Raw genomic sequence first — 20,937 nt, 5'->3', positions numbered from 1 at the left:
TATGAGGAGAAGTGTGGGCATTTCGCACAGAGATAGCAACCACATGCGCGTCGCGCCGCCTAACATGCTTGTGAGCACTCTGTGAAATAAGTGAATGGACAGCCACGGTCTGGCCACAGTGATTAATGCACTGTGGCCGAAACCGGTGTCGAGATCTGCGGTCGTGCAGGTGCCGCACGGGCCACTTTATGCAGGGCCATGCCGAACTCCGCCGCCAAGCCAGCAAAGCACATCGCCTTGTCCGGACGCACAACAAGGGAAGCAAGAAGCGCCGCATCTTCTTGGTCCCCGCTTGCCCCGGCTTCGATCAAATGAGCAAACACAGCTTCATCTGCGCCAAGACAGCGGCAGTGACAGCCGTGGCGACACAGCGCGCGGCGGCCATATTGGCGGCCAACTTCCATCAAGTCTTCAAATACACCTTTGATGTTGCGCGCTTGATCCGGCCCCAGCCCCACGGTGAGCGTGGTTTCCAAATGGGCAATCCCCACCGGATCGCGGCCCCAGGAGCGCAGCCAACGCACCGCCAGCCGCTCCACGTCACCCAGATCTTCGAGCAGACCGACGCGTTGCCCACCTCTGTGAGGAGCGCCGCTCATTTTGTCAGGATCAGCTTGCCCGCGCGGGTGATGCGCAGCGTGTAAAGCTGGTCATTCAGTCGAATATGGGCCAGGCCATTGTCGCCAGTCAGTTGGTTGGCGTCATGGACGGGCAGCGCGTTTGCCATTTCGGGAGCTTGCATTTGCAGGGTCATGGGACTCTCCGTTGGTCCGTATCAATGTGTTGGCTTCCCTGCTGGGTGGCTGCTGGAGTTATTTCTGATTATTTTAGTCGGAATTGTCAAGCGGTGAATTTTGGCTCCTCCCAAACAGGCAAATTGCCACACCCCGATGTGCTGGCGACTTGGACTGACTACATAAGGCGGGAGCTTTGAAACGCAGGAGTTTTTGATGACCCACCCACTCAACCCGGCAATTGAAATGGCCCTGCAACAGGCTGATCGCAATGACGAATTTAAAGATTTGCCCGGCGCTGGCAAACCTCTGAAACATCTGCATCAGCCCAAGGATGCCGTGTTGTCCCATTTGATGAAAGAGCATCAGGCCAAGCCTCAAGCCGTGGTGTTGAAACAACAGATTTCCGAGGAAATGGCAAAGCTCAAGACGCTGACAGATACGGCTGAGCGCAAAGCACAGATGAAGGTATTGAGCGAACTACAGCTCAAACTGGCCCTTGAAGTGGAAGCTTTGACCAAATACGGCTGACAGAAAAGACGCCCCCACCGGGAGCGCCTCACAATCCATTCACAGCGTGGTGAGCTTTTTAGCGCAAACGTGAGCAGCTTTTGAGTTGTGATTGATATGTCGCGGCACGACTCGCCACATCATCTGCGACTTTCACCAGCCAGGCTTTGTTGCGATAGTTGCCGCGCGCATAGCCGGTGTGGCCCTCGTGATAGTTGAGGTACTGCGCCCGCGCGTCGCTCAAAGAGACACCATTCCGGTCGCGGGATTCGTTGAAGTACCAGCCCATGAAATCAGTCGCGTCTTTGATGTTGTCGCGCTTGGCGCTGCGGTTGCGGGTCTCGCGGCGGTACTGATCCCAGGTGCCATCCAGCGCCTGCGCGTAGCCATAGGCGCTACTCTGACGGCCCATTGGCAGGATGCCCAAGGCATATTTATGCGGGGTGCGCGCATCGCCGATGAATTTGCTTTCCTGATAGAGTACAGCCATCTGCACCGACACCGGCACCCCCCACTTGCGTTTGGTCGAAACAAACGCCCGGCGGAAATGCGGTTTTTCTTTCAGGATCGCACAGGCGTTATCCAGGTTACGGGGCGCACTGGTGTCCTTCTTGCCGCAGGACGCAACAACAAGCACAACCATCAGCGCGAAGAGAACTCTGCTCATTTGCCTCTCGCTCGTTCTTTGTTTTTTGTTACTTTAGCGGATTTTTCCACAGAGGGTAAATCACAAAGCCGGAATTAAAGCAGCAATGCCAGTAGAATCGGCAAGCCGATCACAGAAACCAGCGTGGACACCACCACATAACCGGCGACCGCGTTGCTGTCCGCCTCGTACTTCTCCGCCAACAGATAGGCGGTCACGGCCACAGGCATCGCCATTTGCAACACCAACACGCCAAAGAGAGTACCCGTGAGGCCAAAAGCCAGCCCAATGCCCCAGCTGATAGCGGCACAGATCAGCAGTTTCACCACCGAGAGCCAAATCGCGGTCACAACCCGCCCCGGCGTGAGCCGCGCCACGGCAACGCCAAGGGTGAGCAACATCATCGGGATCGCCATCTGACCAATCAAATCCAGCGTGTTGGTGAGAAACCCCGGCGTTTGCCAATCCATCATCAAGAACAGCGCGCCCAACAGAGTGGCCCAGATCATTGGCTCTTTGACCATTTTGCCAAAGGCACCCTCCCCCGCGACAATCCAGATGCCCCAGGTGAAGGACAAGATCGCAGAAACAGCCAACATAACCACGGCGGCCTCCAGCCCAGGTTGGCCAAAGGCAAACAGCGCCAACGGGATGCCAAGGTTGCCAGTATTGCCAAAGATGATCGGCGCCAAATAGGTGCGCAGGTTCAGGCCGGTAGCCTTAAGAAGTGCCCAGCCAACAGCGCCAACCACAACATAGGCGGTGGTCCCAGCCAGGGTCAGCTTGGCCAAGTCCGCAAGATCAGCTTCGGTTTTCATCAACGCGGTGAATATCAGACAGGGCACTGCAAGCGTCATTGCAAGGCGTGTGACAAACTGAATACGATACTCAAATCCCGCCTTCACCCAGGCAAATCCGACACCGGCCACCAGGAAGACCGGCGCGACAATTTCGAGAACTGTTAAGATTAAGTTCACAGACTGTTTCCCGCTAAAATTCGGCTAAAGTTGGACAAAGCCCCCTTGCAGCGTCTATCTTTGGGATGTAGGGGCTGCAATACATGCTTAGAACACGCGCAAAATATTATCTCGGTCAAGTTGTCCGTCATCGCAAACATCCGTTTCGGGGTGTGGTTTTTGACGTGGACCCCGAGTTTTCCAATACCGAAGAATGGTATGAGGCAATTCCAGAGGACAGCCGTCCTTTAAAGGATCAGCCATTCTACCATCTGTTGGCGGAAAATGATCAGAGCTACTATGTGGCCTATGTGTCTGAGCAAAACTTGATCGCCGATTACTCCGGCGAACCGGTGAGCCACCCTGATTTGGACGATATGTTTGGGCCTTTTGAAGATGGGGCCTATCCACTGCATTACGCGCTGAACTAAGCGCACATCCAGAAGGGATGGGAAACGCCGGGCGGCAAGGGTCCGGCGTTTTTTGATGTTTACTCTGTCACAATCGGCGCGCCACGCTTTTTCCAAGCCGAAAAGCCGCCCTCCATCTCTGCGATGTTTTCAACGCCCATATCCTGTAGCGCTTTAACTGACAGCGCAGAGCGCCATGCGCTTGCGCAGAACAGGACCAGGGTCTTGTCCGTGGACAGAGCCTCTTTGTGATAGGGGCTGTCTGGCGCAATCCAGAACTCCAACATCCCGCGTGGCGCATGGAACGCGCCGGCGATTCGACCCTCGCGCTCCAATTCACGCGGATCGCGGAGGTCAACAAACAACGCGTTACCAGCTGCAACCTTCGCTTCGGCCTCTTCTTGGCTCAGGCTGGTGATTTCTGCCTTCGCCGCATCTACCAGCTCTTTGATTGGTGTGATGGTCATCACTTAATATCCTATGGCTGCGCCGTCTTTGCGTGGATCAGAGGCGCCCTCAAGCACGCCACTTTTGTGAATGCGGATCGCCTGAGCCCCACCGATGGGCATGTCCGGCACCACAATCTTATGGCCCATGTCCGCCAACTCTTGTTTGACAGTATCACTGTAACCGCGCTCCAGCTTCAATTCACCATCCTCGACAAAGGAGCGCGGTGAATCCAACGCAGTTTGCGGGTCCATGCCAAAGTCTTCCATGTTGGACAGCACCCGCGCGTGGCCGTTGGGTTGATAATGCCCGCCCATCACGCCAAAGGGCATTTCTACACGGCCGTCGCGCCGGATCATGCCAGGGATAATGGTGTGCATCGGGCGCTTGCCACCTTTCAATTCATTGGGATGCCCCTCTTGTAGTGTGAAGCCGCCGCCACGATTCTGCATCAGGATGCCAAATTTATCCGACGCGATGCCGGAGCCAAAGGCGTGGAAGATCGAATAGATCATCGACACCGCCATGCCGTCTTTGTCGACCACCGACAGATACACAGTATCCTTGTGCACCGCCTCGGTCAGCGGTGCGGGCGCGGCCATGGCGCGTTTGGGATCGATCAGGGCGGCCAGTTTGTCCGCGGTAGCCTGAGACAACATATGAGCTGTGCGGGTGGTGTGGTCTGGATCGGCAATCAAACGATCGCGCGCGTCATACGCCAGTTTAGCGGCCTCAGCCTCGATATGCGTGCGCTCAACACCAAAGGGATCCATCGAGGCGACGTCGAAGTGCTTGAGGATATTGAGCAGCAAAATGGCCGTTGCGCCCTGCCCGTTTGGCGGATGCTCCAACAGCTCGGCACCTTTATACATCCCACCAATCGGCGTGGCATCATTGCCCGCCGTGGTGGCGAAGTCTTCCATCGTATGCGCGCCGCCCATAGCGCGCAGGGTGTTGACCATGTCTTCGGCGATTTCGCCGGTGTAAAACGCATCGCGGCCTTGCGCCGCCACACGGCGCAGCACTTCGGCTTGGCCCGGCGCGCGGAAGATGTCGCCTTTGTTCAGCGGCTTGCCATCACGCAAATAGTGCCGCCGCCCGTGGCTTTGCAGGTTGCTTTGGGTCTGATGCCAATCAAAGGCAGAGCGCGGGCCCACAGGGATTCCGTTTTCGGCATAGTGGATAACGGGCGCAAGACTGTCCGCGATGCCCAGTTTGCCGTACTGCTCTGACAGGGCGCAGAAGCCGTCGATCGCGCCGGGGACGGTCACGGCCTCGACACCAAAAAGCGGCACAGCATCCAGGCCACGTGCGCGCAACTCAGCAGCATCCGCCTCTGCAGGCGCACGGCCGGAGCCGTTGAAGGCAAAAACCTCGTCGCTGCCCGCAGGAGACACCAGCGTAAAACAATCGCCGCCAATGCCGGTGGACGCAGGTTCACAAATGCCTAGCAGGACTGAGCCGGCGATCGCCGCATCCATCGCGTTGCCGCCTTGGCGTAGAATGTCCACGGCCACCTGCGCCGCCAAAGGCGTGGAGGTGGCGCACATGCCATTGGTCGCCATCACTGGTGACCGGCCCGGAAAATGAAAATCTCTCATGACGTCTCCCTAATTCACTTGTGAAGTTTATCGGGAGTTACGTGTGATGCAACCGTTGGAGCACGTCAGGCTCAGGTTTGCAGTTTAATCGGGGACGCGAAAGCTGAGTGCGTTGTGCCCGGAAGAGTGCCGCTGATAGCCAATATCCTGCGCCAGAGAGCGCACCAGCCCCCAGCCAAAGCCGCCTTCGGGCATGTCCAATAGGTCGCGATCCAGATCAGGCATCACACCGTCAGGCAATTGGTTGCCTGGCATTTCCGCACCATTGTCATGCACTTCGACAAACCAGCATCGATCAACATAGTTGCAGGCGATCACAATCTGGCCGTCAATTCGCCCGGCCAGCGCATGTTCCACCACATTATTGAGCACCTCAGCCAACACAATTTCAAGCACACCTGCGTTGCAGGCAGCAAACTCTTGTGCGGTCAGCTTATGACGCAGAGTCTCAAGCGCATTGCGCACCTCAGTTGGTGTGCCCTTGAGCTCAATGTGGATATCAGCCTTTGGTTTAATCAATCTGGGGTTTGTCCCTAACATCAGATCAAAAGGTCAGACGACAAATGCGTCATCTAGAGAATTATGAATACGGAACACAGTGTCCATACGCGTCAATCGGAAAACTTTATCGACATTTTCGTTAAGCCCGGCCAACTCCAATGGGTTTTTGCCGCCCAGTTGCTTCATGGCGGCCACAATGGCCCCCAAGCCACTGGAATCGATAAAATCCACCTCGGTCAGGTTTAGGACAACGCGACCGTCTGCCGTGTCGGTTTCTTCGCGCATGCGATCTTTAAACTGAATGGCCACGGATGCATCAATCCGTGTTTCGTGTACAGATACCACCAGGGCATCACCCTCTGCCTTACTCGACAGATTCATATGACGTCTCCTTCACCTTTCGTCCTTGGCACAGTCTAGGCCGCAATGGTTACCAATGTATGAGCGCGCCCCGTGGATCTACGGAATTGCACGCCTGCCTCAATTGGCGCAAAGAACTCTGTAACATCCTTGCAAAGATTTTCAGGCAAGGCCAAGGGCAATTGATTGTGACGGGACTGCGGAGGAGCAAAAACCATGAAAAAAGTAGTGATTGCAGGGGCGTCCAGAACGCCGATGGGCGGTTTCCAGGGCGCGTTTGACGGTGTTGAAGCTGCCGAGCTTGGCGGCACGGCGATTCGCGCAGCCCTTGCGGACGCGGGCGCTACCACCGCCGATGAGGTGCTGATGGGCTGCGTCCTGCCGGCCGGTCAGGGCCAAGCACCAGCGCGGCAAGCCGGCTTCAAAGGTGGTCTGGGTGAAGACGTGCCGGCCACAACTCTTAACAAGATGTGCGGCTCGGGCATGAAAGCGGCGATGATGGCGTTTGACAGCGTCGCGCTTGGCGATCGGGACGTGATGATTGCGGGTGGTATGGAGAGCATGACCAACGCGCCCTACGTTTTGCCAAAGATGCGCGGCGGGGCGCGGATTGGACATCAGCAGGTGGTGGATCACATGTTCCTGGATGGTCTGGAAGATGCCTATGACAAAGGCCGCCTGATGGGCACCTTTGCGGAAGACTGTGCTGAGAGTTTCCAATTCACCCGTGAAGCCCAAGACGAATATGCGCTGAAATCTCTGGCAAATGCACTGGAAGCGCAAAAATCCGGTGCATTTGAGGGCGAGATCGCAACTGTGACGTTGAAGACTCGCAAGGGTGAGCTGGAGATTGCCGCAGATGAGCAACCCGGCAATGCCCGTCCGGAGAAGATCCCGCAGCTGAAACCGGCCTTCCGCAAAGACGGAACCGTCACAGCAGCCAACAGTTCTTCGATTTCAGACGGCGCAGCCGCGCTTGTTGTGGCTTCGGCCGAAGCCGCCGAAGCGCAGGGGCTGAAAGTGCGCGCAGAGATTGTGGGCCATGCCAGCCATGCGCAGGCGCCCGGTTTGTTCACCACAGCACCGGTCCCCGCAGCGCAGAAGCTGCTCGCAAAAATCGGCTGGAAAAAAGAAGACGTGGACCTCTGGGAGGTCAACGAAGCCTTTGCCGTGGTGCCGATGGCCTTCATGCATGAAATGGGCCTGAGCCGTGACATAGTAAATGTGAACGGCGGCGCCTGCGCATTGGGTCACCCAATTGGTGCCTCTGGTGCCCGCATCATGGTGACGTTGCTAAATGCGCTGGAAAAACGGGGTTTGAAGCGCGGTGTGGCTGCGATTTGTATTGGCGGCGGCGAAGGCACAGCCATTGCGATTGAGCGGACTTAACTGACGCAGCACTCAAAAAATACAAAACGCCGCGAGATCCTCTCGCGGCGTTTTTGTTTGCCAGCCTTAAGCGCCCAGCGCTTTGGCGATCCAGACCACCAACACGCCCAGCGCCACGGCCATCAGCCCCATAGTACGTCGCTGACCTTCGCTGAAGCTGCGCAGCATTTCCAGCAGCTCCTCAACGATAGAAGGGGCCAGTGCGTACACCAGCCCCTCCAAAACCAAGACCAGCCCAAGGGCCAGAAGTGCGGTTTCAACCATCAGCGCCCCTGCGAGTCGCCGAAGTAGTTGAAGAACTCGCTGTTCGGGGACAGCACCATCGAAGAGGTGCCACCGGTCAACGACGCACGGTACGCATTGAGCGAACGGTAGAATTCAAAGAACTCCGGGTCTGCACCAAAAGCATCCGCAAAGATCGCGTTGCGTTCGGCGTCCGCTTCACCGCGTGAGATCTCAGACTGACGTTTGGCGTCAGACACAAGTTCCACCACGGTACGATCGGCTTGCGCACGTTTACGCTGCGCGGCTTCCTCACCGCGGGCAATCTCGTCCGCCGCTTCCCGTTCACGTTCAGCACGCATACGGGAGAAGGTCGCTTCCAGGTTGGCTTGTGGCAGGTCGGTGCGCTTCAAACGCACGTCGATCACCTCAAGACCCAGCGCACGCGCTTCCGTGATGGCGTTGTCGCGGATACGGTTCATCAGGCTTTCACGCTCTGTGGAGAGCACCTGATCAGATCGAACCGAACCCAGAACTTCACGGGTTTGCGCCCGCAAGATGTTGTCCAACCGGCGTTCCGCCAATTCAACACCACCAGCACCAACCGCCTGACGGAACTGATTCACGTCGGAGATCCGGTAGCGGGCAAAGGCGTCCACAACCAAACGACGGTCGTCCAACGGGGTGACCTCAAGCGGGCCCACTTCGCGGCTCAGAATACGGTCATCATATGTGACCACTTCTTGAATAAGCGGGATCTTAAACGCCAGACCAGGGTCTTCCTTCACCGACACAACCCGGCCAAACTGAAGCACCAAAGCCTTCTCACGTTCGTCCACGATAAAGATCGAAGACAGAAGACCCGCAATCGCGATCACCAAGATCGGCAAAAGATACGTTGTCTTTTTCATATCAGTTGCTCCCCTTACGCAGCTCGTTCAGTGGCAGATACGGCACCACACCAGAGCCCCCGGATTGTTCGTCAATGATCACCTTGTCGATGTCACCAAGAACCTCTTCCATGGTCTCAAGATACAGACGCTTGCGTGTCACTTCCGGAGCCTTTTGATACTCGGTCAAAACCGCCGAGAAACGACTGGCTTCACCTTCAGCTTCGTTCACAACCTGCGCGCGGTAGGCTTCTGCCTCTTCGAGGATCTGCGCCGCTTCACCACGGGCTCCCGCGGTCACACGGTTGGAATAGGCATCCGCTTGTTTCTCCAAACGGTCGCGTTCTTGCGAGGCCGATTGAACTTCGCGGAACGCATCTTTCACTTCCTCGGGGGGATCGGCACCGTCAAAGTTCACCCGGACGATGTTCACACCAGAGTTATAGGTGTCCAGCGTTATCTGGATAGATTCTTGCAGACGGTCGGTGATCACACCACGGTCCCGGTTGAGGATCGGTGCAAGCTCGGACTGCGCAATGATTTCACGCATCGCAGATTCAGACACCGCACGAATGGTCTCGCGCGGGTCGCGCAGGTTGAACAAGAACTGCGCCGGATCGGAAATGTTCCACACCACCTGATAATCGATGTCGACGATGTTCTCATCACCGGTCAGCATCAAACCATCGGTGCCACGACCGGGAATTTCCTCGGTCTGTTCGTTGGTTACCGGCAGAACCTCTGCGGTGACAAATGGCCAAGGGGCAAAGTTCAGACCAGGTTCACCGGTGGCGTAATATTCGCCCAGGAACAGTTCAACGGATTTCTCTTCCGGTTTGACGGAATAGAAGCTTGAGAAAGCCCATAGACCAGCCGCAACCAATGCGCCAATCGCCACGGTTCCTTTGTTCAGACCCGGACCACCTGCGCCGCCTTGGCCGCTGCCGTTTTGACCGCCACCGCCTTGACCACCGCGACCGCCCATCAGGACCTTCAACTGGTCCTGACCTTTTTTCATCAGGTCATCAATGTCGGGAATCTGCGGGCCGTCGCCCTCAGGGGGACGTCGGCCGCCACCGTTGTTGTTACCGCGGTTGCCACCACCTTGGTTGCCTCCGCCTTGGTTGTTGCCGCCCCCTCCCCAGGGGCCGCCGCTGTTTCCTGCCATTCGGGATCTTCCCTTTCTAAATCGTATTTGGCGCTCCCCTAAACCTGAGGGTTGCGCCAAAAAAATCAACCCATGGACAGCCTATAGGCTGCGCACGGGAGCTTTCATAGTGACCAGTTCTTCGGACATGGTCGGGTGCACCGCCACTGTTCGGTCGAAGTCTTCTTTGGTGGCGCCCATTTTTACGGCAATACCCGCCAGCTGGATCATCTCGCCCGCGCCCGGTGCCACGATGTGACAGCCAAGCACCTTGCGAGTGGCCTTGCTGACAATCAGCTTCATCAGAACACGTTCCGCCCGACCTGCAAAAGATTGCTGCATGGGTTTGAAGCTGGTGGAATAGATCTCAACCGGCTCCTGCTCTGCAGCTTCTTCTTCGGACAGCCCCACGGTGCCCATTTCCGGCTGTGTGAAGATCGCGGTAGGGATCAGCTCGTGATCCACCGGCGTTGGGTTGCCTTTGAACACGGTTTCTACAAAAGCCATGCCTTCGCGGATCGCCACAGGGGTGAGGTTCACACGGTCCGTGACATCCCCCACGGCATACACGGACGGCACGCCAGTCTGGCTGTAGTCATCGACAACCACTTCACCTTTACTGCCGCGCTTCACGCCGATCTCTTCGAGACCCATGTCATCCGTGTTGGGCGCACGGCCCGTAGCGAACATCACCTGATCAAACAGGCTTTCCTTGCCGTTTGAATCGGTCACACGAATTTTGTCACCGTCTTTGGCAAGGGCAACCGCATTGGTGTTGAGTTGCACATCTACGCCACGCGTGATCATTTCTTCGCTGATCAATGTGCGGGCTTCATTGTCAAAGCCGCGCAGGATCTGCTCTCCGCGATAGAACTGTGTGGTTTTCACACCAAGGCCGTTCATGATGCCGGCAAATTCAGACGCGATATAGCCACCACCGACGATCAACATGCTCTCTGGCAGTTTCTCAAGGTGGAAGATTTCGTTGGAGCTGATGCCCAGTTCTGCACCGGGCAGATCCGGCCAGACCGGACGGCCGCCCATCGCCAAAAGAATGTGCTTGGCGGTCTTCTGCGTGCCATCGGCCAGCTCAACCGTATGCGCATCCACCATCTTGGCGCGCAGATCAAAGCTCTCCACACCGCTGTTCTTCAGCAAGTTGCGATAGATGCCTTCGAGCCGGTCCAGCTCAGCATGTAGCTTACCTTTGAACGCATCCCAGTCAAATGCCCCCGGTTTGATGTCCCAGCCATACGCCTGTGCATCATCGACCATGCCCGCATACTCAGAGGCAAAGACCATCAACTTCTTGGGCACACAGCCCCGGATCACACAGGTGCCGCCATAGCGGTCTTCTTCGGCCAGTGCGACTTTTACACCTTCGGCTGCCGCAACGCGCGCAGCCCGTACACCACCGGAGCCACCGCCGATGACAAAGAGATCATAATCAAAGGACATGATGTGCCTTCTTGTTAGTCCACCAGATCGGTGAACAGATTGTCTGTTTCTGCGAAGTCGAGCATCGCCTCTTCGATTGTGCCAGCGTTGATGTCGCGCACTTCCACACGGCCATCGCCATAGCCCACAACCACCGCATCACAAATATCGATGAACAGCCCGTTTTCAACCACACCCGGCATCTGGTTGATCACAAGTGCGAGTTGACGCGCGTCGCCAATGCGGTTGAGGTGAAGATCAAGGATATGGTTGCCTTCATCGGTGATAAAGGGCGCGTCTCCGTTCATGCGCAACGTGCTGTTGCGGCCCAGAACATCCATGCTCACAAGGGTTTCTTCAATCAACGCCTGTGTGGTCTGCCAGCCAAAGGGCACCACCTCAACCGGCAGCGGGAAAGCACCCAAGGTTTCAACTTCTTTGCCCACATCGGCAATCACAACCATTTGATCCGATGCGGTCGCCACGATCTTCTCTTGCAAGAGAGCGCCGCCGCCGCCTTTGATCAGGTTCAGGTCGGCGTCGAATTCGTCCGCGCCGTCAATTGTCACGTCGAGCCACTTGGCTTCATCAAGGCTGATGACTTCTATACCCACTTCACGGGCCAGTTCGGCGGTGCGAGTAGACGTCGGCACACCTTTGATCCGCAGACCTTGGTCGCGCACCATTTCGCCCAGGCAGCGCACCAGCCACGCGGCGGTCGAGCCGGTGCCCAACCCCACACGCATGCCATCTTCGACATAGTCGGTGGCGCGTTTGGCGGCGACAAATTTGGCCTTGTCGATCGGCGACAACTCTCCGGTCATTGCGGCAACTCCCTGCATGCTTTGAGACTTTATAAGAAAGAAGCCCGTCATGCGCGAGAGGGGAATATCGGAAAATGTGCTGTGTTGGCGGGGTTTGTGCGCAAAATCCCGCGAGAAAACTACTTACGCTGTGGTTGACCCTCCCGCCCGCGCGTGTTTCCTATCGGAAACGTCGCTTTTGCGCCTTCCCGTCCGTCGCTCACTCGCTACTTAATCCCTATGACTGAAACCCTGCGCCTTCACCATGCTCCAGACAATGCGTCGCTGATAATTCGGCTGGCGTTGGAAGAACTTGGGCTGCCCTATGAGACGGTGCTGGTCGACAGACGCAACAGGGCACAAATGTCCGATGATTATTTGGTATTGAACCCAAACGGAACCATTCCGGTGCTGGAAACCCCTGACGGAACGCTCTTTGAAACTGCAGCCATATTGATGTGGCTGTCGGAAAAAACCGGCAAGTTGGCACCGAAACCGGGAACGACTCTCAGGGGCGCGTTTCTGAAGTGGATGTTCTGGTGCTCCAACACCTTTCAGATAGACCTGCGCCACTTCTTCTATCCGGAGAAGTTCATCGGGGAGAATGCGGATCATCAAGCCCAGCTGCGCAAAGTGTTTCGCCAGCGCATTGAGGCCGATCTCGGCATACTGGAAGACGGGCTAAACCAATTGCCCGAACTGGCAGGTTCGGACACGCTCACGCTGCTGGACTTCTATGTTCCCTGCCTGATGCGATGGACAAAGCTCTACGCGGAATTGCCGGACCATCCTTGGTTTGAGATCCGCCGTTACCCGGCCTTGCTGCACATCTGTGAAAGTGCCGAAAGCCGCGCCAGCACACATGCCGCGCAACAGGCCGAAGGCCTTGGCCCCACGCCTTTCACCGCCCCAACCCTCGCCACGCCGCCAGAAGGATCTGCGACCTAATGTTTCTCTCTGTCTTTGATATGTTCAAAGTGGGCGTTGGCCCGTCGTCGTCCCACACCATGGGACCAATGGTGGCCGCGGCACGGTTCCTCGACACAATGCGCGCCTCGCCGTTTGAGTTCCACGGGGTGCGTGGCTCGCTACATGGCTCCTTGGCCTTCACCGGAGTTGGCCACGCCACAGATCGCGCCGCCATTCTGGGCCTCGCTGGGTTCCTGCCGGACACCTATGACCACGCCAAAGCCGAAGCCGCGCTGGAGCATATCCGAGAAACCGAGACGGTTCAGCCAGATGGGTTGCCGGTTCTGAAGTTCAATCCACGTGAAGACCTAAAGTTTGACTTTGGGCCCAACCTACCCGGACACGCAAACGGTATGGTTCTCATGGCCACCGACGCGCAAGGCGACGTGATCTTACAAGAGACATACTTTTCCATTGGCGGTGGCTTTATTCTGACCGAAGCCGAGCTCGCGGACGGCAAAGCCACAGATGAAGGCGCACCGGTGCCTTACCCGTTTAAGTCTGCGGTCGAGATGCTGGAGATGGCGGAGCATTCTGGCAAAACTATTGCCGAGATGAAGAAGTCCAACGAAGTGGCGCGTGGATGCCACGACAGCCTGTCCAAAGGCTGTGCTCGTATTTGGCAGGTGATGAATGACTGTATTGATCGCGGGTTGACCACGGATGGCACTTTACCGGGAGGGTTGAATGTGCGTCGTCGGGCCAAGGCGATCCATGACGCGTTGCAAGCCGAACGGGGCATGAACCTCAACGCGCCGCACACCATCAATGACTGGATGAGCGCCTACGCCATGGCGGTGAACGAAGAAAACGCCGCCGGTGGTCAAGTCGTGACAGCGCCGACAAATGGCGCAGCAGGTGTGATGCCTGCTGTGATCCGCTATTGGCTCGACCATGTGCCCGGCGCGACTGCTTCACGGATTGACGAATTTCTACTCACCGCCGCTGCCATTGGCGGGCTCGTCAAGTTCAACGCATCGATCTCTGGCGCCGAAGCTGGTTGTCAGGCCGAAGTCGGCTCCGCCGCCGCCATGGCTGCCGCTGGTCTCTGTGCCGTGATGGGCGGCACCCCGCAACAGGTGGAGAATGCGGCGGAGATCGCGCTGGAACATCACCTCGGCATGACCTGTGATCCGGTCAAAGGCCTGGTTCAGGTGCCGTGCATTGAGCGCAACGGGCTGGGCGCGATCAAAGCCGTGTCTGCCGCCTCTCTGGCCCTGCGCGGTGACGGGCAGCATTTTGTGCCGCTGGATTCAGTGATCGAAACCATGCGTCAGACCGGCGCCGACATGCATGAGAAGTACAAAGAGACCTCGCTGGGCGGTCTTGCGGTGAATGTGCCAAACTGCTGAGGGTCAGCGCTGCGCAAACACGCAGCCGTCGGAAATCAGTTCCGGCGGGGTCATACACAGCGCCCGTGCCACCTGAAAGGCGGCCAGAACTTTGGGCACATAGGCACGGGTTTCGGCATATGGCGGCACGCCCGCGTGTTCGGTGATGCTGTTTTCACCGGCATTGTATCCGGCCAGCACAAGGATCGGGTCGCCCTCAAACTTGTTCATAAGGAAGTCGAGGAACTTTGCCCCACCGGCAATGTTGTCTGCACCGGCAAAACTGTCTTCCACACCAAAACGCGCAGCGGTGTCCGGCATCAACTGCATCAACCCTTCTGCCCCAGCGCCGCTGACCGCATCCGCCTTGCCTCCAGATTCCACCGCAATCACCGCAAGCACCAAAGCGGGCGACACCTGCGTGCCAATGGTGCTGCGCAGGATATCGATGCCGTGGCCTTGGACAATGGTTTGCAACGTGGTCAGGCGCGGCGTTGGCACGGTTTTGCCTTCTGGCGGTTTGGACACTTTATTAAGAGCACCCTCTAAGCGGCCCGGACTGGTGTCATCCAGCTTTGGTGACACCTCTTCCCAAAACCACGCCATGGCGCCAACGCCTGAGCCCGGCGCAACCACCTCTGTGTCTTCAGAGGCCTGCGCCTCCGGCACCACTGCGGGGGCAATCTGCACAGTAATGCGTTTACCCTGTCCGGCCTGAGGCGGCTTCACACGTTTTGCGGAGAAGTCCGGAAACGGCTTGGGCCCCTCGGCAAAAGCCGACTCGGGTGCCCAGAATCCTACAAAGGCGGCCAGTGCCACCGCCAACAAACACTTTTGTACCAACATGATGATCGCCTGCTCGGGTCATTTTGCGCCAGTTTCGCAGATTTTGGACCCTCAGGCCAGTTTTGCTGCCTCATTGCTGCCCAAGTCTCTCGATTCGGCCCCATTCCCCTCACAATGACGGAGGCGGTTAACGAATTATGAAGAAATTTAAAATTCAAAATCAATGACTTGCATCGCAACAAACAACATTCCGCATTTGATCCAAAATCGAACCACTTGCGCCCAATTCCCGCCCCATTCGAAGGGGATATTGCTGTCATACCAAGTCGGGCAGGCAAGAGAGAGACACGCCAACAACGCACGACACGGTGGTTACGTAAATATGATCCTTTGGAGGGACACATCATGATCAAGTTTTTCAAAAACTTCCGCAAAGACGAAGCTGGCGCCGTAACCGTAGACTGGGTTGTTCTGACCGCAGCCGTAGTTGGCCTGGCCGTTGCAGCTTTCACCGCCATCGAAACCACAACTGGCAACCTGACAACCGAAGCTGCTCAGGCTCTGAACGCTGCTGACGCAACTTCCGGCGCCATCGCAACCGAATAAGTTCGGCTGACACAACTGGTTGAGCGCGGGGTGTTCCATCCCGCCTCCCATGTCTGACACATATTTTCTGGAGACTTCCAATGATCAAGTTCATCAAAAACTTCCGCAAAGACGAAGCTGGCGCAGTCACTGTTGACTGGGTGGTTCTGACCGCAGGCATCGTTGGTCTGGCCGTTGTTGTTTTCGCAGCCATTGAGTCCGCAACAGCAACCCCCGTGACCGCCGCAGCGATCACAATCAACGCTGCTGACGCGACAAGCGGCGCAATTGCGACCGAATAATCCGTTTCCAAGCTTTGAACTTTGTGCAGGCGCCCAGAACGGGTCGCCTGTTCGCGCTTGTAACGACAGCAATTTCTAAAATTGCCCTCAAACCAGCCCTGTGGCTCCCAGAATTCGCCACATTTGCCGGACAGACTGTCCTGGAACCATTCCCGTTGCGCGTTTTGTGCCGGGATCAAAATACGAGGTGGAACCCATGCGTGCTATTTTTGCAGCCGTTTTGCTTTTTGGATTGGGGATCGCGGGATTCGCAGTCTACATGGCGCAGAACTACATCAAGGGCTATGAAAACGCTCTGGCCCAACAGAAGACCGAGAACCCAACCGTCGAACTGATCGATGGCTTTGTGGTCGCGCGGCCCATGAAATTTGGCGAAAAACTTGAGCTGAAAGACGTGCGCCGGGTGGCATGGCCCAAGAAGGCCGCGCCAGAAGGCATGTTCACGGATGCGGAGGTCCTGTTCCCTGACGGCAACAACCGCCAGCGCGTGATCCTGCGCTCCATGGAAAAGGGCGAGATCCTGTTGGCTGCCAAGGTGACCGAACCCGACGAAGAAGCCGGCATCACCTCGCGCCTGAAAAATGGTGAGCGTGCCTTTACAATCAAAGTGGACGTGACCAGCGGTGTGTCCGGTCACATTCGCCCTGGAGACCGTGTGGACATCTATTGGACCGGTCGCATCGAACGGGACGAAACCAACCGCGGTGAATTCACCAAGCTGATCCAAGCCAACGTAACATTGGTCGCCGTGGATCAGTCCGTGAACGAAGAGCAGGCTGAGGCCAAGGTGGCCCGGACCGTCACTGTTGCTGCCACAACCGAGCAGGTGCCAGCCCTGACCCAGGCGCAAAGCTCCGGCCGACTGTCGCTGTCTTTGGTGGGTGCAAATGATGACACCATCGCGGAAGTGTTTGAAGTAGACCAACGTATTTTGCTTGGCATCGAAGAGGCCGAAGAAGCGCCAGAGGTGCAGAAAATCGTTCAGGTTCAGCAACCAAAAGTCTGCACAATCAAAAACCGCAAAGGGGCGCAGGTTGTCGAAATTCCGATCCCCTGCACCAACTGACGCACATTTTAACAATCTGACCAATCACAGGTCATCAAAGGCGCCCGCCACCTCGGGCGCCTTTGTTTGTTTGCGAAACGGGTTCTCCTCCCCTATCCCTCTGTGACACTTGTCCCACAGCGCCGCACCTCAACAATCCGCGCGAAACCATTGATTCTTGCAATATTTCGTCACTTGGCGCAGAGTGGCGGAAAATGTGGGCAAAAGACCCGCGAACCGAGGCGTGATCGAGAGGCAGGTCACAATGACACTGAAAAGATTATTTGGGGCGGCCCTATTGGGAGTCGCCGTTGGGGTTTTGCCGCTTGTGGCACCCCCGTCCTTCGCAGACTCTCTGCGTGTGGTGCGAAGCGGGACATCCTCTTCGCTCAGCGTGCCAATGAACCGCGCTGTTGTGGTTGAAAGCGACGTTCCCTTTGCGGAACTGTCGATCGCCAACCCGGCGATTGCGGATATTTCATCGCTGTCAGACCGCACTATCTATGTTCTGGGCAAATCGCCAGGGCTGACCACGCTGACGCTGCTGGATGCAACCGGCAAGCTGATCACCAACGTGGATGTGCGCGTGGCGCCGGATCTGTCGGAATTCAAAGAACGCCTGAAACAGATTCTGCCAAACGAAAAAATCGAAATACGTTCGGCCAATGACGGGATTGTCATGTCCGGCACAGTGTCCTCGACACAGCGTTTGCAGCGCGCACTGGATTTGGCGGAACGCTACGCACCAGAGCGGGTATCCAACCTGATGGTTGTGGGCGGCGTGCAGCAAGTAATGCTGAAAGTGCGCTTTGCCGAGATGCAGCGCTCGGTTGCCAAAGCCCTCTCCACCGATTTTCAGATCACCGGCAACGGGAACATTCTGCAAACCGGTTTCTTTAACCAGACGCCAGATGCGGAAACAGGCACACGCCCTCTCAACGAAGGGACCCGCGGCGCAGGTTTCTTTAACCTGAATGCCGGTGCATTCGAGATCAACCTGATGCTTCAGGCGTTGGAAAGCAAAAACATGGTGCGCACACTGGCGGAACCAAACCTTTCAGCGCTCTCCGGGCAAGAGGCGAAATTCCTGGCCGGTGGCGAATATCCAATCCCGGTCGCTCAAGACGGCGGCGAGCTGTCGGTTGAATTCAAGCCCTTTGGTGTGGAACTCAACTTTGTTCCACGCGTGGTAGACGGCGATCTGATCAACCTGGAATTGGCGACTGCCGTTTCCGCCCTGGATACGGCCAACGGCTATTCTGACGGCAGCGTGACCATCGCCGCCTTCAGCCGCCGTGAAGCCTCCACCACTGTGGAAATGCGCGACGGTGAGAGCTTTGCCATTGCCGGCTTGCTGCAGGACAACTTCCTAGACAATAACTCTCAGCTCCCGTGGCTTGGGGACGTGCCTGTTCTGGGCACCCTGTTCCGCAGCGCAGATTACTCCCGCTCCCAATCAGAACTGGTTATTATCGTGACAGCGCATTTGGTGACGCCAACCCGTGGCGAAGCGCTTGCGTTGCCCACCGACCGGATCAAGCCCCCCACCGAACAAGAGCTATTCCTGTTTGGTCACACAGCCGGCGGCCCCAAAAAGCAACGCGGCGCGGCAGGTGAAGTGGCCAAGCAAGATTTCACCGGCTCCTACGGCTATGTGATGGACTAAGGAAAGGCTGAGAGATGTATAAGAAACTCGCCGCACTTGCGCTCCTGCTGATCTCCGCCTGTTCGGATGGCGACAACAGCGCCCTGCCCTCCTGGGTCCGCGAAGCTGGCTCCGTCGTGGACAGCGGCACCTTTGGTGAGGCCACAGCCAACAACATTGGCATTCACAACGGGGACAAGTCTTACGTATTGAGCCTGGCCACCCGATTTGCCGAAGAAGTACCCACTATGGTGAACTTCGACTTCGACAGCGCGGTTTTGGATGAGAACGCTCGCACCATTCTGCGCCAGCAGGCCGTGTGGATCCGTCAATTCCCGGAGGTGCGCTTTAAGGTTTATGGCCACACTGACGCCGTCGGCAGCAATGCCTACAACAAATCGCTTGGCCTGCGTCGCGCCAAAGCGGTGGTGTCTTATCTTTCGAGCCAGGGCATCGGCCGTGAGCGTCTGGAAGCGGTTGTTTCTCTGGGTAAAACCCAACCCTTGGTCGTGACGCAAAACCGCGAACGCCGGAACCGTCGCACGGTCACTGAAGTGACCGGATTTGTGTCAAATCATCCAAACATTCTGGATGGCCGCTACGGTTCGGTGATTTACCGCGAATATCAGAGCAGCGCGATCCCGCCCAGCAAGATCACCGGATTAGCACTGGGCGGCGGAGCCGCAGAATAGAAACAAGATCAACACGTTAGAGAAAGCCGGCCCTTGGGTCGGCTTTTTTGTGTTTCGGAAACGATCCGCCGCATATGTGGTGATCGTCGCATAATACCGCACAATTTCGGCTTTTTGGCCCCAATGTTGCCCAAGTTGAGGGTGATCTTCAGTCCCGAGGCAAGCTGTGTCTGGCGCGAGTCGGACCGCCATCAATCGGGGTGATTGGCTGGCAACTGCCAAAAGAGAGGTGGGCACCTCTGCACAACAACAGGCGCTCCATGCGCCAGAGGACTTGAGGCTGAAGATGAGTAGCGAAGCGCTGCAAACCGATCAAAATCCAATCCTGGCATGTACAATCTGCCGGGACGTGCAGAATTTTGAACTTCTGATCGTGGATATGGAAGAGGCCCTTGGGGAACAATGGGGCGACCTCGGCTTTGAGGACGCCGTGCCATTCATGGCGCAACCCGAGGCCGAACAGCTTGAATTCATTGCCATCGCCATGGATGACATGGACGAGGATTCGCTGGACGAGCTGACCGCGATCATCACGGAAGCGCGCAACCGCAACATTCGCACCCTCTTGATTGCCGAAGATGTGACCCCAGCGTCGCTGCACACATTGTTGCGCCACGGCGCCGACGAATTTATCCCCTACCCGCTCCCACCCGGCGAGCTGCAGGCCGCGATTGACAAGATCCGCGCCGCAGCCAAGGCCGCAGAAATTCCAGCCGCGTCCCAAGTGAAGCTCGCCGCCTCTGATGACTCCCACGAAGGTGTCTTGATTGCGGTGCACGGCCTTGCCGGCGGCACCGGCGCAACCACTTTGGCCACCAACCTGGGATGGGAATTGGCCACAACCGGATCAGAGCCCCCAAGCGTGTGCCTGGTGGATCTGGATCTGCAATTTGGCACCATGTCCACCTATCTGGATCTGCCCCGCCCGGACGCGGTTTTCGAGTTGCTGACCGATACGGAAAGCATGGACAGCGAAAGCTTTGGCCTGGCGCTGCAAACCTACGAAGAAAAATTACATGTGCTGACCGCGCCAGCAGAGATCATTCCTTTGGACCTTGTTGCGCCGGAAGACATCGAGCGCATGCTGGAAATGGCGCGCAAACACTATGACTATGTGATTGTCGACATGCCATCGACCCTGGTGCAGTGGTCCGAGGTCGTGTTGCAGGCCGCACATGTGTACTTCGCCACCATGGAAATTGACATGCGCTCGGCCCAAAACGCGATGCGTCTGAAGCGGGCTTTGCAAGCCGAAGATCTGCCGTTTGAGAAGTTGCGCTACGTGATGAACCGGGCGCCAAAATTCACCGATTTGGCGGGTAAAAGCCGCGTGAAACGCTTGGCGGAAAGCCTGGGCATCTCGATCGACCTGAACATGCCGGATGGTGGCAAGCAGGTTTCGCAGTCCTCAGACCACGGTCAGCCTCTGGCCATCAGCGCGGCCAAAAATCCGCTGCGTAAAGAAATTGCAAAACTCGCCGCCAGCCTGCACGCGCTGGATCAATCCAGCGACAAAGCTGCGTAACAAA

The 20,937-nt window shown here is 57.0% G+C and carries 25 protein-coding genes; 11 read left to right on the top strand and 14 right to left on the bottom strand.

The features are described from left to right. Nucleotides 1–122: 122 nt before the first annotated feature. Both JXR15_RS17860 and hemP read right to left on the bottom strand, forming a co-directional pair. Nucleotides 123–599, bottom strand: coding sequence for a hypothetical protein (locus tag JXR15_RS17860; RefSeq protein WP_422054549.1), 477 nt, complete (start codon nt 597–599; stop codon nt 123–125). Further along, nucleotides 596–754: a hemin uptake protein HemP gene (gene hemP / locus JXR15_RS17855; RefSeq protein ID WP_168591412.1), complete on the bottom strand. Its 159-nt coding sequence runs from the start codon at nt 752–754 to the stop codon at nt 596–598. The genes JXR15_RS17860 and hemP overlap by 4 nt, the downstream gene beginning before the upstream one ends. A 196-nt stretch (nt 755–950) precedes the next feature. On the opposite strand from hemP, the gene JXR15_RS17850 reads away from it, so the two are divergent. After that, a complete protein-coding gene (locus JXR15_RS17850) occupies nt 951–1,265 on the top strand; it encodes a DnaJ family domain-containing protein (protein WP_422054548.1) in 315 nt (104 codons plus the stop codon). Nucleotides 1,266–1,323: 58 nt separating this feature from the next. On the opposite strand, the gene JXR15_RS17845 is transcribed toward JXR15_RS17850, so the two are convergent. Then, on the bottom strand, nt 1,324–1,911 hold the full coding sequence (locus JXR15_RS17845; protein ID WP_422054547.1) for a lytic transglycosylase: 588 nt from the start codon (nt 1,909–1,911) through the stop codon (nt 1,324–1,326). 74 nt (nt 1,912–1,985) lie between these two features. Further along, complete coding sequence (locus JXR15_RS17840) at nt 1,986–2,867, bottom strand: AEC family transporter (protein ID WP_422054546.1); 882 nt, start codon at nt 2,865–2,867, stop codon at nt 1,986–1,988. A gap of 83 nt (nt 2,868–2,950) precedes the next feature. Here JXR15_RS17840 and hspQ point away from each other — a divergent pair, with 83 nt between their 5' ends. Further along, nucleotides 2,951–3,277: a heat shock protein HspQ gene (gene hspQ / locus JXR15_RS17835; protein ID WP_299426986.1), complete on the top strand. Its 327-nt coding sequence runs from the start codon at nt 2,951–2,953 to the stop codon at nt 3,275–3,277. 59 nt (nt 3,278–3,336) lie between these two features. Here the strand turns inward: hspQ and JXR15_RS17830 are convergent, their stop codons facing one another. The 4 genes from JXR15_RS17830 to JXR15_RS17815 all read right to left on the bottom strand — a co-directional run bounded on the left by JXR15_RS17830 (nt 3,337) and on the right by JXR15_RS17815 (nt 6,186). Further along, nucleotides 3,337–3,723: a rhodanese-like domain-containing protein gene (locus JXR15_RS17830; RefSeq protein WP_422054545.1), complete on the bottom strand. Its 387-nt coding sequence runs from the start codon at nt 3,721–3,723 to the stop codon at nt 3,337–3,339. A 3-nt stretch (nt 3,724–3,726) separates the two neighbouring features. Then, complete coding sequence (gene ggt / locus JXR15_RS17825) at nt 3,727–5,304, bottom strand: gamma-glutamyltransferase (protein WP_422054544.1); 1,578 nt, start codon at nt 5,302–5,304, stop codon at nt 3,727–3,729. 84 nt (nt 5,305–5,388) lie between these two features. Continuing rightward, on the bottom strand, nt 5,389–5,823 hold the full coding sequence (locus JXR15_RS17820; protein ID WP_422054543.1) for an ATP-binding protein: 435 nt from the start codon (nt 5,821–5,823) through the stop codon (nt 5,389–5,391). 33 nt (nt 5,824–5,856) lie between these two features. Continuing rightward, nucleotides 5,857–6,186, bottom strand: coding sequence for an STAS domain-containing protein (locus tag JXR15_RS17815; RefSeq protein WP_422054542.1), 330 nt, complete (start codon nt 6,184–6,186; stop codon nt 5,857–5,859). A gap of 195 nt (nt 6,187–6,381) precedes the next feature. Here JXR15_RS17815 and JXR15_RS17810 point away from each other — a divergent pair, with 195 nt between their 5' ends. Then, nucleotides 6,382–7,554 carry a thiolase family protein gene (locus tag JXR15_RS17810; protein WP_422054541.1) on the top strand — a complete coding sequence of 391 codons (1,173 nt, stop codon included), beginning with the start codon at nt 6,382–6,384 and terminating at the stop codon, nt 7,552–7,554. A gap of 66 nt (nt 7,555–7,620) precedes the next feature. On the opposite strand, the gene JXR15_RS17805 is transcribed toward JXR15_RS17810, so the two are convergent. From JXR15_RS17805 to rpiA, 5 genes are all read right to left on the bottom strand, one after another. Beyond that, the gene (locus JXR15_RS17805) at nt 7,621–7,818 is read right to left on the bottom strand and encodes a DUF2065 family protein (RefSeq protein WP_422054540.1); all 198 of its coding nucleotides are present in this window, start codon (nt 7,816–7,818) and stop codon (nt 7,621–7,623) included. Next, nucleotides 7,818–8,687, bottom strand: a complete 870-nt coding sequence (gene hflC, locus JXR15_RS17800) for a protease modulator HflC (RefSeq protein ID WP_422054539.1) — start codon at nt 8,685–8,687, stop codon at nt 7,818–7,820. Before hflC ends, JXR15_RS17805 begins: the two co-directional genes overlap by 1 nt. 1 nt (nt 8,688) lies before the next feature. After that, nucleotides 8,689–9,834 carry an FtsH protease activity modulator HflK gene (gene hflK / locus JXR15_RS17795; protein ID WP_422054538.1) on the bottom strand — a complete coding sequence of 382 codons (1,146 nt, stop codon included), beginning with the start codon at nt 9,832–9,834 and terminating at the stop codon, nt 8,689–8,691. A gap of 81 nt (nt 9,835–9,915) precedes the next feature. Next, nucleotides 9,916–11,271 carry a glutathione-disulfide reductase gene (gor, locus tag JXR15_RS17790; protein WP_422054537.1) on the bottom strand — a complete coding sequence of 452 codons (1,356 nt, stop codon included), beginning with the start codon at nt 11,269–11,271 and terminating at the stop codon, nt 9,916–9,918. A gap of 14 nt (nt 11,272–11,285) precedes the next feature. Beyond that, nucleotides 11,286–12,074: a ribose-5-phosphate isomerase RpiA gene (gene rpiA / locus JXR15_RS17785; RefSeq protein ID WP_422054536.1), complete on the bottom strand. Its 789-nt coding sequence runs from the start codon at nt 12,072–12,074 to the stop codon at nt 11,286–11,288. Between the two features lie 219 nt (nt 12,075–12,293). On the opposite strand from rpiA, the gene JXR15_RS17780 reads away from it, so the two are divergent. Together JXR15_RS17780 and JXR15_RS17775 are read left to right on the top strand one after the other, a co-directional pair. After that, on the top strand, nt 12,294–13,001 hold the full coding sequence (locus JXR15_RS17780; RefSeq protein ID WP_422054535.1) for a glutathione S-transferase family protein: 708 nt from the start codon (nt 12,294–12,296) through the stop codon (nt 12,999–13,001). Beyond that, nucleotides 13,001–14,374: an L-serine ammonia-lyase gene (locus tag JXR15_RS17775; protein WP_422054534.1), complete on the top strand. Its 1,374-nt coding sequence runs from the start codon at nt 13,001–13,003 to the stop codon at nt 14,372–14,374. The genes JXR15_RS17780 and JXR15_RS17775 overlap by 1 nt, the downstream gene beginning before the upstream one ends. A gap of 3 nt (nt 14,375–14,377) precedes the next feature. Here the strand turns inward: JXR15_RS17775 and JXR15_RS17770 are convergent, their stop codons facing one another. Next, on the bottom strand, nt 14,378–15,199 hold the full coding sequence (locus JXR15_RS17770; protein WP_422054533.1) for a lytic transglycosylase domain-containing protein: 822 nt from the start codon (nt 15,197–15,199) through the stop codon (nt 14,378–14,380). A gap of 345 nt (nt 15,200–15,544) precedes the next feature. On the opposite strand from JXR15_RS17770, the gene JXR15_RS17765 reads away from it, so the two are divergent. The 6 genes from JXR15_RS17765 to JXR15_RS17740 all read left to right on the top strand — a co-directional run bounded on the left by JXR15_RS17765 (nt 15,545) and on the right by JXR15_RS17740 (nt 20,933). Further along, entirely contained in the window at nt 15,545–15,745 is a 201-nt protein-coding gene (locus tag JXR15_RS17765; protein WP_299425185.1) for a hypothetical protein, read from the top strand. An 80-nt stretch (nt 15,746–15,825) separates the two neighbouring features. Beyond that, a complete protein-coding gene (locus JXR15_RS17760; protein WP_422054532.1) occupies nt 15,826–16,026 on the top strand; it encodes a hypothetical protein in 201 nt (66 codons plus the stop codon). A gap of 196 nt (nt 16,027–16,222) precedes the next feature. Continuing rightward, complete coding sequence (cpaB, locus tag JXR15_RS17755) at nt 16,223–17,092, top strand: Flp pilus assembly protein CpaB (RefSeq protein WP_422054531.1); 870 nt, start codon at nt 16,223–16,225, stop codon at nt 17,090–17,092. 244 nt (nt 17,093–17,336) lie between these two features. Continuing rightward, nucleotides 17,337–18,737, top strand: a complete 1,401-nt coding sequence (locus JXR15_RS17750; RefSeq protein ID WP_422054530.1) for a type II and III secretion system protein family protein — start codon at nt 17,337–17,339, stop codon at nt 18,735–18,737. 14 nt (nt 18,738–18,751) lie between these two features. After that, nucleotides 18,752–19,408: an OmpA family protein gene (locus JXR15_RS17745; protein ID WP_422054529.1), complete on the top strand. Its 657-nt coding sequence runs from the start codon at nt 18,752–18,754 to the stop codon at nt 19,406–19,408. Nucleotides 19,409–19,694: 286 nt separating this feature from the next. Continuing rightward, a complete protein-coding gene (locus JXR15_RS17740) occupies nt 19,695–20,933 on the top strand; it encodes an AAA family ATPase (RefSeq protein WP_422054528.1) in 1,239 nt (412 codons plus the stop codon). The last annotated feature ends 4 nt before the right edge of the window (nt 20,934–20,937 follow it).

Source organism: Shimia sp. (genome assembly GCF_049116215.1).
GTDB lineage: Bacteria > Pseudomonadota > Alphaproteobacteria > Rhodobacterales > Rhodobacteraceae > Shimia.
The sequence above is the reverse complement of the archived record's forward strand: the minus strand, read 5'-3'. Positions and strand labels throughout refer to the sequence as shown.